This is a genomic window from Acinetobacter sp. YH12255 (assembly GCF_013417355.1).
Lineage (GTDB): Bacteria > Pseudomonadota > Gammaproteobacteria > Pseudomonadales > Moraxellaceae > Acinetobacter > Acinetobacter pseudolwoffii.
The window spans coordinates 1-15,695 of the sequence record NZ_VPEC01000001.1 but is presented as its reverse complement, the minus strand read 5'-3'; the positions used below and the strand labels follow the sequence as shown (position 1 = coordinate 15,695).

Here is a 15,695-nt window from a genome sequence, read left to right as displayed (position 1 = left end):
AGGCAAGGCGGCATGTTATTTTAATGATTCAATTTAGAAAAGACTATTCAGAATAAGAATCATTCTCTAAAATGAGCGCGAATAAAAATTTACATTTAAAATCTGGATGAATAATGTTGGTACGTTATAAGAATTTAAGCTTGGCGATTTTGTTGTCGGGTTGTAGTGCGCTGAGTTTTGCACAACCTGTTTTGGTGAAAACTGAACAGAATGTGGAGGAATATCGTCTTGATAATGGTTTACGAATTATTCTGGCACCGAATGATAAAGAAAATAAAATTTTTATGAATACGGTGTATTTGACCGGTTCACTGAATGATCCTAAAGGAAAAGGTGGACTGGCGCATCTGCTGGAACACTTGGCTTTTAAAGGCACTAAAAATGTCAAAGGTGATGAATTTCAGCGTCGGCTCGATCAATATACCTTAATGACCAATGCCAGTACCGATTATTATTCAACCAAATATACCAATGTCATTCGTCCTGAAAAAACGGCGCTCAGTGAAGTGATTTTTCTTGAAGCTGAGCGTATGGATCAGCTGGTTCTTCAGGGAAAATATGTACCGACCGAAATTGATATTGTAAAACGCGAACGCGAAATTCGTCTGGATCAGCCATTTTCAGTACTCATGGATCAGGTGTTCAAGTCGGCTTATGGCAATCAGTATTTGGGCCGTTTACCGATTGGTGATCTGAATGAGCTGCAATCCATCAATATGCAGGAATTGAACCAGTTTTACCGGAGCTGGTATGCACCGAATAATGCCTTTATGGTGATTTCAGGCAAGTTTGATAAGGCGGAAGTATTAAAGCAGATTGATAGCCATTTCAGTCCGATTCAATCGCGAAGTGTACCGGCGCAAGTGAAAGTTCCGGCTTTAAAACCTGAGCAGATTCAACAGCGTGAATTTACTGTGCAAAAGGGCAGTGATCTGGCCAAATTCAATATTTACCTGAATGGTCCGGATGAAAAGATCAAGACTGCTTTGGCTGTTTCGCCGACGCTCTATACCTTGCAACCGAGCGGGCATTTATATCAGAGCATGGTGGAAAGTGGAAAATCGACCATGGTGCAATCTAGCACCTGGTTAGATAAAGACTTTAATCTGGTGTTTATGGGCGCGATCTATGCACCCAATCATCAGCCAAAAACTGTGGAACAAAGTTTGATTCAAGGCGTAGAGCAAAGCCAGCCATTTACCGAGGCCGAATTAAACCGAGTTAAAAACCTGACCCGCAATCAGGCTGATAATATTAAAAATAGCGCGACTGCATTAGGTTCACGTTTAAGTGATTATGCCGTGGCTTATTCGGGTGACTGGAGCCAGTATTTTAAAGATCTGAATGCGATTGAAAACCTGAATGTGAGTCAGGTCAATCAGGTCTATAAAGGCTTTCTAAAACCTGAATATCGTATTTCTGGCAATATCCTGCCAACACCTGAAGATCAGAAAAAAGCGCAGGAAGTGACACAGACGGAAGCACCGAAAAAAACACTGGACCAACAGGTTGAGACTGAAGAGCCTTTAAAGGATGTCAGTGTTTATCAGGCGGAAGTGAAGCAGTATGTAGCGCAATCCAAGCAGTATTTATCTGCTAAGGACAAGCAGATTCAGCGTGGTAAGTTAAAAAATGGCATTAAATACGCGCTATTCCCAACCAATATTCGCGATGACAAGGTGTATGCCACAATTTCTCTGGATTTTGGGACTGCGCAAAGCCTGATGAATAAAGGCGAGATTCTGGATCTGACCGCGTATTTAATGCTGCGCTCATCGGAAAGCCAGAGCTTGCAGCAGATTGCTGACAAAATTATCGAAGTAGGCGGTTCAGCGACTGCCAGCCCATCGAGTAATGGCCTGAACATACAGATCAGTGCCAAAAAAGAGAAGTTTGCAGAGTTTTTCCAATATGTGGTTGATGTACTAAAAAACCCTGCATTTGAGCAAAGCCAGTTTGATTTGATCAAGGGTCAGACCTTATCCAGTCTGGATCGTCCTTATACCGAGCCAGATACAGTGTCGAGCCTGACTATGGCGCGAACCATTGAAGTGTATCAACCCGGTGACATTCGTTTCCATTTTGAACCTGAACTGGCCACCAGGCAGTTTAAAGCAGCCACTCGTGAGCAAGTGGTCGCTTTGTATCAGCAATTCTTTAAAACGCATCATGCACACATTGCAGTGACTGGGGAATTTCAGCCAAAATCTATACAGAAAATGCTGAAAAATAGTTTTGCGGACTGGAAAGCGGCACAGCCTTATGAACGACTGAAATCAGAATATCGAAGCTATCCAGCCCAAAAAATTCATGCCTTGTCTGAACAACGTGAGTTCGGTAGTTATCAGGCATTGCTGACCTTCCCGGTGGGGGCAGACCATGCAGATGTACCTGCTTTACAAGTCTTTCGTCATATTCTGGGTGACTCTCAACTGTCTTCCCGTTTGGCTCAGGAATTACGTGAAAAAAATGCGCTGGTCTACGGTTTTAGTGCCCATGTTCAGTTTAATGAATGGGCCGATTCAGGTGCTTTGGCACTGGGTGCCAATTATACCGCAGGTAAATCTGCACAGGTTTCTCAAACGGTGCATCAGGTACTCAATGAGCTGTTAACACGTGGTGTAACTGAACAGGAAGTGGAAGCGGCCAAAGCCAGCATTTTGAAAAAACGTGTCAATGCACTGGAAGATGATCGCCGTATTCACAGTATGTTGGTTCCTCAACTGGAAAAAGATCGTAAGCTGATTTACCGTGAAAAACGTGATCAGGCGATTGCCCAACTGACGAAAGCCGACATTGATGCCGTGATTAAAAAATACATCAAGCTGGATCAGTTGGTCGAAGTGATGGCTGATCAATATGGAAAAGAAATCAAAAAATCATAGAATTGATCTACATTAAAAAAAGTCCTCCTCTAATAGGGGGATTTTTTATTCTTCAATATAATTAAAAGCTCTAATTTAAGTCGCTTTTCTGGTAAGCAGGATTCCACCTAAAACGCCAGATAGCACAACACTGGGTAAGCTCCACCAGAAAGTGGCAAAAAGAAACAGGAAAATCCCAGCTGATACTAATATTGCTCCAACAGCGATATCTTTATTAAAGGGAAGGTGAATAATATGTTGGTAATAATATGATGCGATTAAACTAGAAAAGATTGCTCAGCAAGTATAGAAAAGCCTATCTGATCGGGGACTCGCGATTATTTCCTCCCAGAGCATATGTATTTTCCTTCTTTCTTTAAAAATCCAGACGCTTCTTATAATTTATAAAATGCTTTCGCATTCTCATAAAAAACTGGCTTTAACGCGTTTTCATCATAGTCCTGAACAATATCGCTAAAAGCATCAATGATATTCACGAGTGAGCTGCTGACACTGTCCATTGGAAAGTTGGAGGCAAACATCAGGCGTTCAGAACCAAAGCAATCTAAAGCATGCTGAATCAGGGGAGCTGCACGTTCCAATAATTCCTGTTTATTGGCTAACCGTTTCTGCTGATGAAAATCATGACCTAGAACGGGCATAAACAGGCCAGACATTTTAGTCGATACATTTCTGCACTCGGACAGTTCAGCCAGTTGATCTTGCCAACTTGAAAATATCAGGGCGCGATCTTGTTCGGTCTTGCCTGTAGCTTTGCCCACCTTGCCAAATAAGCCGACAGGCGTACCGAGGTGATCTAGTGCGATGGGTGTTTTAGGAAAGGCTTTAGCCAGTGCAGTCACATCAGCAAGCTGGCTCGAATAGACCCAGGCATCAAAACTTAAGTCTTGCTGGGCCAGTTCCTCAAAGCCCTTCAGGAAATCTTTGTTGCGATAGAGATGCGGCTCATCGGTCCAGGCATGAATGCCTTTGTCTGGATGTACCGCAGCCATTTTACGGATGCCGCGAAATTTGGGAGAAGCTTCCTGATGCAATTGAATCAACTGTTTAAAGTTTTTCTGCCGCGGATCCGCCGTAGCGATAATGCCACCGAGCTGGATATTATGCTGATCAAAAGGAAGTCCGGCCACAAAACGGGTTTCATCCACCACGCCTGTACCTTTCTGATCATGCCAGCTGGCTTCAACATGCACAATTTGTTCGACTTCATAATGCCCTAGATCTTTGTTGTAGTTCGCAGGCAGATAAGGGGCGGTCAGATGCTCGGTCAGGCCAATGGTCTCAATCACATCTTTAGGTTTGAGCAGCCGCACCATTTTGTCCAGTAATTTAGGATATTTGCCAAACAGTTTTACGGCAAATGCTGCCGCGTGTGGGGTGTTGTACGGATCCCATTGGTGAATATGTGGGTCAATGATCGGGAAGGGAAGTTGCTGCATGCTATGCCTTGTTTTAGTGTATTTATTATTCAATTTATATGGGGCTAAAATCAGTTCGAAGTCAAGATGATAAATTAAGGCAAATAAAAAAGCCCCGCGGGGCTTTTCATATTTTAATCAATGATCGTGCTTGTGATCATGGTTATGCTTGTTGGCATGAAACTCTTCATTGTGACGGAAACGTAAATAGTTTTCGAACTGTTCACAGTATTCATCATAGTTATCTTCCAGCATCATTTGGAATTGCTGCATAATATAAGACATCACCTGATCTTTGGCATCGCGCATTTCGTTGCCATCTTTAAAGTTATTCGCTGCCACCCAGGTATTGAAACGGGCAGTACCAAATAACATGGCTGCACTGACTTGACCGCGCTTATCACTCGGTTTTTCCTGCGAGCCTTTTTCTACGCGACAAAACTCGTTGGCTTGTTGAATAAATTCATCAGCACGTTCAAAGAATGCCGCATTTAACGCTTCTTCTTCGGTTACATCGGTTGCTTCAATCTTTTGAACCATGAATTTTTCCTGACCATCATAAAATCTTAATGGCTAATTATAGGCAAAGCCTTGCAGAAACTAAACCTTTGCCTTAATCTAAAAATAGCCTAAGCATATAAAAGTGAATGCCATGCAGGATGCGATTGCGGTACAAAGTCTGAAAAGTGATATTGCCTTATTGCGCCAGAATATCTGGCCACCGGCAAATCTAGCCAATGTCGAAGGTCTGCCGATTTATTATGGAACCAAATCGCAGGTCGAAGAATATTACACCCAGTGGCTTGGTCTGATTGAAAGGGCGCAGGATCTGTTCCAACCTTTCATGGACGATGAAACCCTAGATGCTATCCATCTTCCCAGTCATTTAAACTTGCCGCTGTTTTATTTTCATGTTGACCGAATCAGGCTAAATAAAACCCGGGCCAAAGAATCTAAAACTTTTCGTGGTGTGGCCAGCCTGATTGAAAAATGCGGGCAGTTTGAACCCGAACAGATCGCAGCCATGCGACACTGGCTCGACAGTGACGATACCGCGGCTTTGGTGGCACACCGCGAATTTGTAGACTTACGTACTTATGTGTTTCAGCATGGTCAAAGTGAATATACACGTACCCGTTTTTATGTGAATGGTATCGTGCTGAGTGTCGAGCCACATTTTGAGCTGATCGATGCCCGTGATAAACCACGTAAGCAACGCAGTGATAGTTATAATGACCCTCTGGCCGATAATAATACCTGGAAAGTGTTTGGTAAATATCGCTAGCCCGGTTTTACCAGAAGGGTTTGGTATTTTCAGCAAACTGCTGTAAACGCTCGGCTGCTTCACTCGATAAACGCTGCTGTTCCGCGCTTATCCAACCCAGCACAAACCAGGCTTTGCTATTTTGCTTGACATACGGTCTAAACAGTTCGTCTGCCACAAACAGGTCGTTATAATGCCCCAAGCTTTCCTGTAAGGGTTTTAGGGCTTTCAGATAAGTTTTCACATCCTTTTCAGGAAATAAACTCTGTAAAAATTCTACGTTATAGCGCAAGCGTTTCACCCGTTTACGGGTGCGATGCCGCGATTCAATATCCAGTTCCTGATAGTTTTCGGCATCCTGACAAATTTGCTGATGTAACTTGCTCAAACCTTTACACAAAATTTTATGCGAAGATTTGGCTTTGCTATGCGTTTTTTCCTGACTAAAGCTGAGTAGTTGCAGTATCAAGTCCACTGTAGCTGTTTGTCTGAACAGCGTGCTAATATCTGGCTGTTTTTGTCGGTGTGGTGGTAATTTTAATAAGGGTGAGCCGGCTTTTTCCAGTTGCGGAATCAGACTTTCTGCAAGGGCATCGCGATCTCGGGTAGAACCCAGTTGCTGAAAAATATCTCGCAGCTGTTCCGGCCATTCTGGCTGTACATGTTCAGTCACAGACTGAAAAATTTTAAAGGCACTGCGTAAGCGCCGGATCGCGACACGTGCCTGATGCACATGATCGCTGTTATAATGATCAGCGGCAATCGCAGTTGCATTCGGAAAAAGATGAGCCAGACAGTTGGCTACGATTTTCTTTAAAATAGTAGCAATCTGATCTTTCTGCTCAAGTTCTAATGGCAGCTGATGCTGCACAGGCAGACTTTCTTCACCCTGTAATAGGGCATAACCGCGTTCCGATTTACTCCGCGTATCCAGCCATAAATCATAACGTTGAATCCATGGCCGAATGAAATCAATCAATTCGCTCAATTGACCGGATTTTAGCTCAAATTCGACTTCATAAATATCAATGGCTTGATCCTTATGGCGAATTTCCCCTACATCAAAGGCAATCTCAATCTGGCTATTTTGATGTGTTTCGGTCAGCACATAACGCGCGACATCTGTTTCAAATTGCAGAATAAGCGGTATATCCAAATCGCCAAGCGCCTGTTTCAGAATCTTTTTTGCCGGTTTGTGTTTGCGATATAACTGAAAATCACAGCTTTCAGGTGGGCTTTTTAATGTATGTTCAAGTTCAAAACGTTCAAATTGCTGCTCAGTAGGTGCTTTCAGGGTTTGAATCCATTGCTGGTCTTCTAGACGTTGTCGCAAGGCGATTTGATGTTGTTGGAGTTGTTGTGCTTCAGTATCGAAGTAGCGCGCACATAAACGATGCCGAGTCGGCTGAAGCTTCTGGAAGTCCTGTTCAAATTGTGCACGTGACGGTGACGGAATCTGGAATTTAAGCTCTATTTCTGCCATCGGGTCATTCCTTCTCGATGTAGGTTATACAGAGCAATATAGCTCAAAGATTAGCCATGGTGTGATGTGCTTCTGCAACAAAAAAAGCACGCCGTAGAGGGAGCGTGCTTTAAAATATTCTTAAAGATATTTATTTGAGGAATTTACGGCTCACCAGGAACTGTTCTGTCGCCTCAAGCAGTTTCTGGGCATAGACTTCCTGTTTAGCAGTCAGCCAACCTAATACAAACCAGTCACTCGCTTCCAGTTCAGTTTGCTGAATATACACTGCCGAAGAAGCCAAGGTTTGATATTCACCGGCTGCAAGTTGTGCATCATTCAGTGCTTTGCTGTACTTCTGCAAGTTTTTGACGTCATAGATTGTGGTTAAGATCGGAAAGCTGAATTTGAGTTCCTGAATCCGGCTTGCCAATTGATCCAGACTTTCAAAATTGTTAATTTCAGTCTGGTTCATCTGTTCTTGCAGCACTTTATACTGTTGTTGCAGCGTGGTTTGTGCAGCAGTTTTTAAATCCAGAGCAGCATGTTCATCTTCAGTTAAACTAAAAGTCAATAACTCCAGATAATGATGCACATTTTGCGTTGATTTGACTAGATTGCCCAGTTTTTCCTGAGCATACAGAATATCTTTACTCAGATTTTCCGCAGTGGTCGGATTTTGCAGGAAGCTGGCCAAGCTGTTTTGCATATGCTGCAAATGTTGTAAATGCTCGAACTGCTGCTTAAAGGCAGCCATTTGATGTGCCCATTTGTCCGAAAGCTGCGGATGCCAGTCTTTAAACAGCAGCAAAGTGAGATATAGCTGATCCAGTGCCAGTTGAGCCTGCTGAATATGTTCCTGCTGTGCAACCTGAGCTGAAATCGCGGCGATATTTGGCAATAAATGTTGCATCTGCTGCGCAATCAGACTGCATAGGGTTTTACCAGCGCTGTCTTTTTTACTGATCTGGAACTCTTTGGCGAAGGTGGCCGGGCTCACGCGTTGTGAGGTGGCCAATAAATTACCGATTTCTGCCTTGCTACGTACATCGAGCCAGAGCTGATATTTCTTGACCCATTCAAAACTGAACGCCAATAAATTGTGTATCAACCCACTTTTTAGCTCAAACTCGACTTCATGTACCTCTTGTTCAGCATCTCGGGTACGGATCTGCCCAATATCCAGACTGACTTCGATTTGTGTGTCTTGGTATTCAATTACACGCAAGGTGCGGGCAATATCGGTTTCGAATTGCAGTTGTAGCTGATCAGACTGATTGCCGAGCGCATGGCTCAGAATCGCCTGTGCTTCTGGGAACTGGGTATAAATACTTAAATCCAGTTCAGGAGATTCAGTTAATTCCCCCAGATCATGATTATGTTCAAAGCGTTCAATATGGCTTTTACCGGCAGCTTTCAGGGTTTGCACCCAGCGCGTACCTTCCAGACGCTGACGTAGTGCTACCCCGTGCTGGGCCAGTTGACGGTCGGCAGTATCATAATATTTGGCTTGAAGCTGGATCTGTTGAGACTTTTTCGGATCAAGTGCCTTGAGCAGCGCAGTGCGTCGTGCCGCAGGAATCTGGAACTTGAGTTCAACTTCAACCATAATGATTTTCCTATCTGTTTAGTACACGCCAGCATGTACTGATATTTTTCGCTTTAATGAGATGCTGAAAATTCGGCGGGCAATCGCCGCAATTATATTTTTAGATGTATGCGTGGCAGATTGTAACCAAAATCAAAATGCATGTAAGACTTGACCTGCATATAAAAATATTGAACAGGAATTTAAATATTGGCTTTGAGCTGTTAATAGGGTTGCAAAGCGAGAGGAATTGCGGCTTTGCTTGGAAAATATCTAAGAATATTCGAGCAAATCAAGAGACTGTTAATTGGCCAAAATATACGCTAAGGTAAAAGAAAACATCAGGACGATGAGAAATGAATGTACAAGTACAGCCAGAGAATACCCATGTGATCGCGCATCAACCCCAGATGCCGATTGGCAATTATCATGAGTTTTACCGCTTTTATTTGACCGAACACCGGCATATGGTCAGTCGCCGTTTACATGTCGCAGGTAGCAGTATCGGCCTATATTGTTTTACTCAAGCCATTCGTCAAGGCAAACCACGATATTTTGCTTATGGTTTGCTTTCGGGTTATGCCTGTGCCTGGATTGGCCATTTTATCTTTGAACGCAATAAACCGGCCAGTTTTAAACAGCCGGTGTATAGCTTTATTTCAGACTGGCGTATGTTTGCGGATGTCCTGCGTGGTCGTCTCAGTCTGCTTGATCGCAAATACGATAAGATTTCAAGTTAAACTCAGGTAACTTTCATCGGATTGTGTGGCTAGGGAACATGATCTTTCGATAAAAGACTTGCAAGTCGCCATTTATTATTCTATTAATTGTGTTATTGCTTATTCAGTTTGATGGAATTTGATCAAAAGTTATAGTTTACTGAATAAAACAGTTTTCCAAGCCTGGAGCGACCTTCTCCGGGCTTTTTTATATCTCTATTTTTTAAATAAATTTACTGACTTCGTTGCCATTATTGCGTAAATATTTATAGAACAAGTCATGCGGATCATACATAAAGAAAATGATCCTTTCTAGCTTTGAAACGTCTCCCCACAAACGTATTATTCAAAACTAGAAAGGATCGGGTGTCACCAACACAGGTATTTATTTTTCTGGTTATTTTCTGTGTCTAACGCTATTTAAGTCTCTTTGAGCTAATTGGGCCATCCCTGAAATTGGGTATTTTTTAATCTTTTTGAGTTTAATCTTAAAGAGGCTTAACAATATTGAAAATTTAAAGGTAAAAAAAACCGCTCTTAGAATTTTGCAACTTCTCCACCAAGTTATCTGCAAAATCCTAAAAGCGTTTGTCGGAGGGCGTAAGCATTAACACTTTATTATTTTTGTTATAAAGCGATTAAAACCCATATTTTATAGTCGGTATATCCCTGAAAATGGTGATATTTTAGATTTAACTGGAAAATTGCGCTAAAAAACTGCAAATCTGTTGCTACCCGGTCGCGGAAACAGCAGGACTGCGGCAATTAAACCGAGTTATGCCTATAATAGAGCCATCCTAGCAAGTGGCGAGCAAGATGCGCGGTTTATATTTAATTACCAATGATGATCCCGTAGAACTTTTATTGGCAAAACTGGAAGGCGCAATGGCCAATGGCGGCATTGCAGTATTGCAATATCGCCGTAAAAAAGTCGCCAAACAAGATCAAATTTACGAAATCGAGTATATGAAAGCCATGTGTGCTGAATATGGTGTGCTTTTTGTGATTAATGATGATCTTGAAATGGCCGTTAAATACGGGGTGGGTGTGCATTTGGGTCAGGATGACGGGTCTATTGTCGAGGCAGTTGCACGCTTGCCAAAAAATGTCTTGATTGGTCGTAGCTGTAATAACTCGCTTGAGCTGGCTGAACAGGCCATTGCCGATGGTGCAAACTATGTGGCATTTGGTGCCATCTATGCCACCGACAGTAAACCTGAAGCCGGTAATATTGGCTTGGAAACTTTAAAACTGGCCAAAGAGAAATTGAACGTGCCTTTATGTGCCATTGGCGGTTTAACGGTTGAAAATTCCAAAGAAGTCATTGAGTCAGGTGCGGATTATTGCGCCGTGATTAGTGATATATTGGGCTTGCCGATGAATGCCATTCCTGAACGTTTAGATGAATGGTCTGCGCTTTTTCAAGCTACAGCATAAAATTTTTTGATTGATTTAATTTTGAGTCGAGTGCCTTCATGAGCTTATCTCCAAAGCAAGAACAATTGTTCAAACAAGCCAATAAACATATTCCGGGTGGCGTCAACTCACCTGTACGCGCATTTAACGGCGTCGGTGGTACACCGGTCTTTATCGAAAAAGCCCAAGGCGCATATTTGTATGATGTAGACGGAAAACGTTATGTGGACTATGTCGGTTCATGGGGACCGATGATTCTGGGTCACGCCCATCCTGCAATTATTCAAGCCGTTCAACAGGCCGCAGTAGATGGTTTAAGCTTTGGTGCGCCAACAGTTCATGAAACCACGCTTGCCGATATTATTTGCGAGATCATGCCGTCGATTGAATTGGTACGTATGACCAACTCGGGCACGGAAGCCACCATGACAGCGATTCGTTTAGCGCGCGGTTATACCGGCCGTGACAAGATTGTAAAATTTGAAGGCTGTTATCACGGTCACTCAGACTCGCTTCTTGTAAAAGCAGGTTCGGGCTTGTTAACTAAAGGTGAGGGCGAAGCGACATCTGCGGGTGTGCCAGCTGATTTTGCCAAGCATACCATCACGCTTCCATACAATGACATTGCGACTTTAAAAGAATGCTTTGCCAAGTTTGGTGCTGAAATTGCCGGCGTGATTGTGGAGCCTGTGGCAGGCAACATGAATCTGGTGAAACCAATTGACGGTTTTCTGCAAGCGATTCGTGATGTTTGTGATGAGCATGGTTCAGTCTTTATCATCGACGAAGTGATGACCGGTTTCCGTGTTGGCTTAGGCGGTGCGCAGGCACATTATGGCGTAACTCCGGATTTAACCACATTGGGTAAAATTATTGGTGCAGGTCTACCAGTCGGTGCCTTTGGCGGTAAACGTGAAGTGATGGAATGCATTGCGCCACTGGGTAAAGTGTATCAAGCAGGAACATTGTCGGGTAATCCATTGGCAATGCGTGCCGGGATTGAGATGTTTAAGCATCTTCGTGCTGAAGGTTTCTATGAAAACCTATCTGCGCAGTTGTCAAAACTTCTTGCAGGTTTACAAGCAGCAGCAGACGAGGCAGGCGTACCCTTTAAAACCCAACAGGTCGGTGGGATGTTTGGTCTGTACTTCACCGATCAGGAAGACATCACCAGCTTTGATTCGATGTTGAAATGTGATATCGATGCTTTTCGTAAATTTTTCCATGGCATGTTGAATCGGGGGGTGAATTTAGCACCTTCTGCATTCGAAGCTGGCTTCTTCTCGGCTGCACACAGCGATGAAGATATTGAATTTACCATTCAGGCTGCGATCGAGACTTTTGCTGAGATGAACGCTTAAATTTTAATTTTTTTAAAATCCTCCCTCTTGCGAAGCGGTGCTTTTCACCTTTTCAAAGGAGGGAATTTTATCTGTACAAATAATAAATTTCCCCTCTTTTCCTTGTGCCATATCTGGCTCAGGGTTAGGGGAGATTAAATGCTAAAATTATGGATATTCATTCATGCAAACCAAACACTATTTGACTCTAAGTGATGCGGAATTTCTATTGGATCACGCCCATCAATACGCAATTCAGAACAGCTTCAATGTCAGTATTGCCGTAGTCGATGAAACGGGCAATTTGCTTGCGATGAAACGTATGGATGGTGCAGCACCGATGACTGCAAATCTGGCCATTGAAAAAGCCAGATGCTCGGCGATGAGTCGTCGTCCATCCAAGCTGTTTGAAGATATTATCAAAGGCGGGCAGATGGGCTTTCTGACTATGGAAAGTTTCTCGGGAATGCTGGAAGGTGGCGAACCGATTCTGTATCAAGGGCAATTAGTGGGTGCGATGGGTGTATCAGGTGTGAAATCATTTGAGGACGCTGAGATTGCGCAGGTGGCGATTAAGAAGTTTTTGGCGCAGCAGGGCTAAACATTATACGCTTGAGAATGTACTTATCTTCTCAAGTCTAAGTTAAAAATAACTATCGGATAAGATAGTGATGCTGTTGTTTAACCATTTCATTATATTCTGTCGAGTTATACAGCTCTAAACAGCTCATTAATATGGCTGGCCTTGCTTGATTTTTATACACCTCAGTTTTTGCTTTCATAGATTGGTTTATATATTCTTTCAAATTTTTATACGCGGGTTCTTCATATGATCCCTGTTGGAAATACCCGCCCATCGCTAGAGCAGCCTCAGAACTGAGGGATTGATCCTGAGCCCTCGTCAGACAATAACTAAAGCCAAAATTTTTGATATTGAGCTCATCCTCATTTGATATGGATGGAATTAAGTCTTTTGCATAACATGCACTCATCACTAGACAACTAAAAAGTACAGCAATTATTTTCATTATCTTAAATTCCAAAACAGAATATCTGTGGTTCTTAGGCTCGGTGTATCATGAATAAAGTAGCAACTATCTCCACAATCATTTCCATTCCATAAAGTGACATGTCCAGAAGCATCTCCCCAACCAGAGACTTTAAAAATAATAATTCCTTTTTTCCCTTTTAATTGTGATGATAAATCCTGGTTATTTTGAGGCTTGAAGGAGAGATCTGCAGTTCCTAAATTTTGTTCAACAAAGCTGATCATCTCGCGAACCCTAAGTAAATAAGGTTTATGATCAGCGCCTCTGACTTTATAACCTCTGGTTGACTGTTTAATTGGCATTCCGCCGTAGTTGAAAGATCTACTTAATCTTAAAGCACAAGCATTTGCGTATCCTGTAGGATTTTCTTGATATAAAGCCATAGCTTGACCTCCCACCATAGAATACACATCATTTGCTGACATTTTTACCGGATAATATTTCCATAATTCGGAAAATAAAGGTCTTTTTGCTTGTATGGTCGAAGACCGACCACCAGCCCTTGCAGTTATACTCACCATATTTAATATTCCGTATCAATTAATATAGTTTTTCCTTTAAAAATATTTTTAAGCACTCCCTTACCTTCAGCATCAATATCAAGTGAAATCGTAAATGGATGAAATGAGTTTATCTCAGAAGATTCTGGTTTTATTTCTATATCAATAGTATCTCCTTGTGCATAACCTGAAGTTTCTATATGCAAATTCAAGTCATCAAAAAATCTAGATTTTCTTTTTAGAAGAATAAGGTTATCTCCATAACTCCAATAAATATTATTAATAGATCTCTTGCGAAAGTTAATTCAAGAGCATCCAATTCACCATTCCAACAATTAAATTCATTCTTAGACCAAATCGTTTCCGTCTATTTCTATAGCGTTCTGTCAATATCCGAAAATGTTTAAGTTTGCCGTTGATATGTTCAATTGTGATCCTACGCCGACTGATTTCTTGGTTGATCTTTTTTGCTATTTTGGGTAATGATAAATTCTTAGGTTTCTTGATTGGAATGAGTAACTTACTCTTAATCTGATGAAATCCTTTATAGGCTAAATCTGCCATAATACAAGGATAAATGATCATCTCCTTAAAATACTTACGCGCAATCGTCAGATCATGTTTTCTGCCACTTTCGACCTGTATACTTACAATTTGCTTTAGTCTTGGGTTAAAAATGACCTGTGTTTTTAGCGTATGTTTCTTCTTTTTACCGCTATAGAATTTTCTTTGTTTTTTTGGGACGCTCAATCTGTGACTCAGTGACATCAACGATCACATAATCACCTTCACTAAACTTTTGATTCCTTTTCGGTAATGCAAAAATCCGTGATTGAATCAGAGCATTTTCAACTTTATGAATAGTACGATTCACATTACTTTCAGCGAGATTATAGTCAGCGGATAATTCAATTTGAGTCCTATAACAGCGTAAGTAGTTTAGAGTTAACAATAATTGATCCTCTAAACACAAAGAATGCGGCCTTCCAGATTTTTTCTTGGCAAGTTCAACGTGTTGTAACACCGATACCATTTTTAAGAATAATGGACGAGGAACTCCAACGAGTCGCTTAAATTCCCCATCATTAAATCTAATTAAATTTTCATATTTCATGGGGCCAGTATGAACAATTTTTTACTTTCGCAGGAGATCTAATGATCTTTTCTTCTTTTTCTTCAATGTATTTAGTAGCTGTATCTGATATTAATTGATCAATTTTACTTGAGATAATACCATTACTTATGACAGCCAAATCAGAAGTTTTTAGAAATTTTGAACCACAAGTTGATGTGTCTCCTGCCGCAACAATGCTTCTACCCAGGACGACTATAAAGCCTCGGTTAGAAGCAAGAGCTTTCGCTAGGACATTACATTTAGGACAATAATGTACCATTCCATCCAAATGCACAGCTTTTCCTTCCACCAGAAAGGAAGGGTCGCCAAAAGTAATGATTCCCCCATGATCGGTTTTACAGCCGACTGTTATTAATGCTCTCATTATTATTTGGTTATTATTTTTATTAAAGACCATAATAACATGACAATAGATCTCTTGCGAAAGTTAATTTAAGAGCATCCAATTCACCATTCCAGCAATTAAATTCATTCTTAGACCAAAGCGTTTCCGTCTATTTCTATAGCGTTCTGTTAATATCCGAAAATGTTTAAGTTTGCCGTTGATATGTTCAATTGTGATCCTACGCCGACTGATTTCTTGGTTGATCTGTTTTGCTATTTGGGGTAATGATAAATTCTTAGGTTTCTTGATGGGAATGAGTAACTTACTCTTAATCTGATGAAATCCTTTATAGGCTAAATCTGCCATGATACAAGGATAAATGACCATCTCCTTCAAATACTTACGCGCAATCGTCAGATCGTGTTTTCTGCCATCTTCAATCTGTATACTTACAATTTGCTTTAATTTTGGGTTAAAAATGACCTGTGTTTTTAGCGTATGTTTCTTCTTTTTACCACTATAGAATTTTCTTTGTTTTTTTGGGACGCTCAATCTGTGACTCAGTGACATCAACGATTACATAATCCTCCTCAC

At 41.6% G+C, this 15,695-nt stretch carries 14 protein-coding genes and 2 pseudogenes; 6 read left to right on the top strand and 10 right to left on the bottom strand.

Annotated elements, in window-relative coordinates:
• Window positions 1–113 precede the first annotated feature (113 nt).
• Window positions 114–2,885 carry a pitrilysin family protein gene (locus tag FTV30_RS00080; protein ID WP_180000788.1) on the top strand — a complete coding sequence of 924 codons (2,772 nt, stop codon included), beginning with the start codon at window positions 114–116 and terminating at the stop codon, window positions 2,883–2,885.
• Between the two features lie 374 nt (window positions 2,886–3,259).
• On the opposite strand, the gene FTV30_RS00075 is transcribed toward FTV30_RS00080, so the two are convergent.
• Together FTV30_RS00075 and FTV30_RS00070 are read right to left on the bottom strand one after the other, a co-directional pair.
• A complete protein-coding gene (locus tag FTV30_RS00075) occupies window positions 3,260–4,324 on the bottom strand; it encodes an amidohydrolase (protein ID WP_180000787.1) in 1,065 nt (354 codons plus the stop codon).
• A 117-nt stretch (window positions 4,325–4,441) separates the two neighbouring features.
• Complete coding sequence (locus FTV30_RS00070; RefSeq protein ID WP_005096603.1) at window positions 4,442–4,843, bottom strand: DUF3144 domain-containing protein; 402 nt, start codon at window positions 4,841–4,843, stop codon at window positions 4,442–4,444.
• Window positions 4,844–4,955: 112 nt separating this feature from the next.
• Here FTV30_RS00070 and FTV30_RS00065 point away from each other — a divergent pair, with 112 nt between their 5' ends.
• Window positions 4,956–5,588, top strand: coding sequence for a hypothetical protein (locus FTV30_RS00065; RefSeq protein WP_005096604.1), 633 nt, complete (start codon window positions 4,956–4,958; stop codon window positions 5,586–5,588).
• A 7-nt stretch (window positions 5,589–5,595) separates the two neighbouring features.
• Here the strand turns inward: FTV30_RS00065 and FTV30_RS00060 are convergent, their stop codons facing one another.
• Window positions 5,596–7,050 (bottom strand): CYTH and CHAD domain-containing protein, encoded by a 1,455-nt coding sequence (locus FTV30_RS00060; RefSeq protein WP_180000786.1) that lies wholly within the window; start codon window positions 7,048–7,050, stop codon window positions 5,596–5,598.
• 130 nt (window positions 7,051–7,180) lie between these two features.
• A complete protein-coding gene (locus tag FTV30_RS00055) occupies window positions 7,181–8,638 on the bottom strand; it encodes a CYTH domain-containing protein (protein ID WP_180000785.1) in 1,458 nt (485 codons plus the stop codon).
• 335 nt (window positions 8,639–8,973) lie between these two features.
• Between FTV30_RS00055 and FTV30_RS00050 the strand changes: the two genes are divergently transcribed.
• The 4 genes from FTV30_RS00050 (at window position 8,974) to FTV30_RS00035 (ending at window position 12,693) form a co-directional block, all read left to right on the top strand.
• Entirely contained in the window at window positions 8,974–9,357 is a 384-nt protein-coding gene (locus FTV30_RS00050) for a DUF962 domain-containing protein (RefSeq protein WP_005171513.1), read from the top strand.
• A 795-nt stretch (window positions 9,358–10,152) separates the two neighbouring features.
• Complete coding sequence (gene thiE, locus FTV30_RS00045; RefSeq protein WP_005171511.1) at window positions 10,153–10,773, top strand: thiamine phosphate synthase; 621 nt, start codon at window positions 10,153–10,155, stop codon at window positions 10,771–10,773.
• A gap of 38 nt (window positions 10,774–10,811) precedes the next feature.
• Window positions 10,812–12,113 carry a glutamate-1-semialdehyde 2,1-aminomutase gene (gene hemL / locus FTV30_RS00040; protein WP_180000784.1) on the top strand — a complete coding sequence of 434 codons (1,302 nt, stop codon included), beginning with the start codon at window positions 10,812–10,814 and terminating at the stop codon, window positions 12,111–12,113.
• A gap of 163 nt (window positions 12,114–12,276) precedes the next feature.
• Complete coding sequence (locus FTV30_RS00035) at window positions 12,277–12,693, top strand: heme-binding protein (RefSeq protein WP_180000783.1); 417 nt, start codon at window positions 12,277–12,279, stop codon at window positions 12,691–12,693.
• Window positions 12,694–12,745: 52 nt separating this feature from the next.
• On the opposite strand, the gene FTV30_RS00030 is transcribed toward FTV30_RS00035, so the two are convergent.
• The 6 genes and pseudogenes from FTV30_RS00030 to FTV30_RS00005 form a co-directional block, all read right to left on the bottom strand.
• Entirely contained in the window at window positions 12,746–13,120 is a 375-nt protein-coding gene (locus FTV30_RS00030) for a hypothetical protein (RefSeq protein ID WP_100355069.1), read from the bottom strand.
• Entirely contained in the window at window positions 13,120–13,662 is a 543-nt protein-coding gene (locus tag FTV30_RS00025) for a type VI secretion system amidase effector protein Tae4 (RefSeq protein WP_180000782.1), read from the bottom strand. The genes FTV30_RS00030 and FTV30_RS00025 overlap by 1 nt, the downstream gene beginning before the upstream one ends.
• 2 nt (window positions 13,663–13,664) lie before the next feature.
• Window positions 13,665–13,847, bottom strand: coding sequence for a hypothetical protein (locus FTV30_RS00020; RefSeq protein WP_257228878.1), 183 nt, complete (start codon window positions 13,845–13,847; stop codon window positions 13,665–13,667).
• 94 nt (window positions 13,848–13,941) lie between these two features.
• Window positions 13,942–14,755, bottom strand: a protein-coding gene (locus FTV30_RS00015) for an IS5 family transposase (RefSeq protein WP_180000781.1) whose coding sequence is annotated in 2 segments (ribosomal slippage) — window positions 13,942–14,367 and window positions 14,369–14,755 — 813 coding nt in all. Because the reading frame shifts where the segments join, the coding sequence is not laid out codon by codon here.
• A gap of 118 nt (window positions 14,756–14,873) precedes the next feature.
• Window positions 14,874–15,140: pseudogene (locus FTV30_RS00010) on the bottom strand (PAAR domain-containing protein); the annotation flags it as partial.
• Between the two features lie 63 nt (window positions 15,141–15,203).
• Window positions 15,204–15,695: pseudogene (locus FTV30_RS00005) on the bottom strand (transposase family protein); the annotation flags it as partial.

Coding starts and splice junctions, on each gene's coding strand:
- FTV30_RS00080 (WP_180000788.1), top strand. CDS start 114: ATGTTGGTACGTTATAAGAATTTAAGCTTGGCGATTTTGTTGTCGGGT.
- FTV30_RS00075 (WP_180000787.1), bottom strand. CDS start 4,324: ATGCAGCAACTTCCCTTCCCGATCATTGACCCACATATTCACCAATGG.
- FTV30_RS00070 (WP_005096603.1), bottom strand. CDS start 4,843: ATGGTTCAAAAGATTGAAGCAACCGATGTAACCGAAGAAGAAGCGTTA.
- FTV30_RS00065 (WP_005096604.1), top strand. CDS start 4,956: ATGCAGGATGCGATTGCGGTACAAAGTCTGAAAAGTGATATTGCCTTA.
- FTV30_RS00060 (WP_180000786.1), bottom strand. CDS start 7,050: ATGGCAGAAATAGAGCTTAAATTCCAGATTCCGTCACCGTCACGTGCA.
- FTV30_RS00055 (WP_180000785.1), bottom strand. CDS start 8,638: ATGGTTGAAGTTGAACTCAAGTTCCAGATTCCTGCGGCACGACGCACT.
- FTV30_RS00050 (WP_005171513.1), top strand. CDS start 8,974: ATGAATGTACAAGTACAGCCAGAGAATACCCATGTGATCGCGCATCAA.
- thiE (WP_005171511.1), top strand. CDS start 10,153: ATGCGCGGTTTATATTTAATTACCAATGATGATCCCGTAGAACTTTTA.
- hemL (WP_180000784.1), top strand. CDS start 10,812: ATGAGCTTATCTCCAAAGCAAGAACAATTGTTCAAACAAGCCAATAAA.
- FTV30_RS00035 (WP_180000783.1), top strand. CDS start 12,277: ATGCAAACCAAACACTATTTGACTCTAAGTGATGCGGAATTTCTATTG.
- FTV30_RS00030 (WP_100355069.1), bottom strand. CDS start 13,120: ATGAAAATAATTGCTGTACTTTTTAGTTGTCTAGTGATGAGTGCATGT.
- FTV30_RS00025 (WP_180000782.1), bottom strand. CDS start 13,662: ATGGTGAGTATAACTGCAAGGGCTGGTGGTCGGTCTTCGACCATACAA.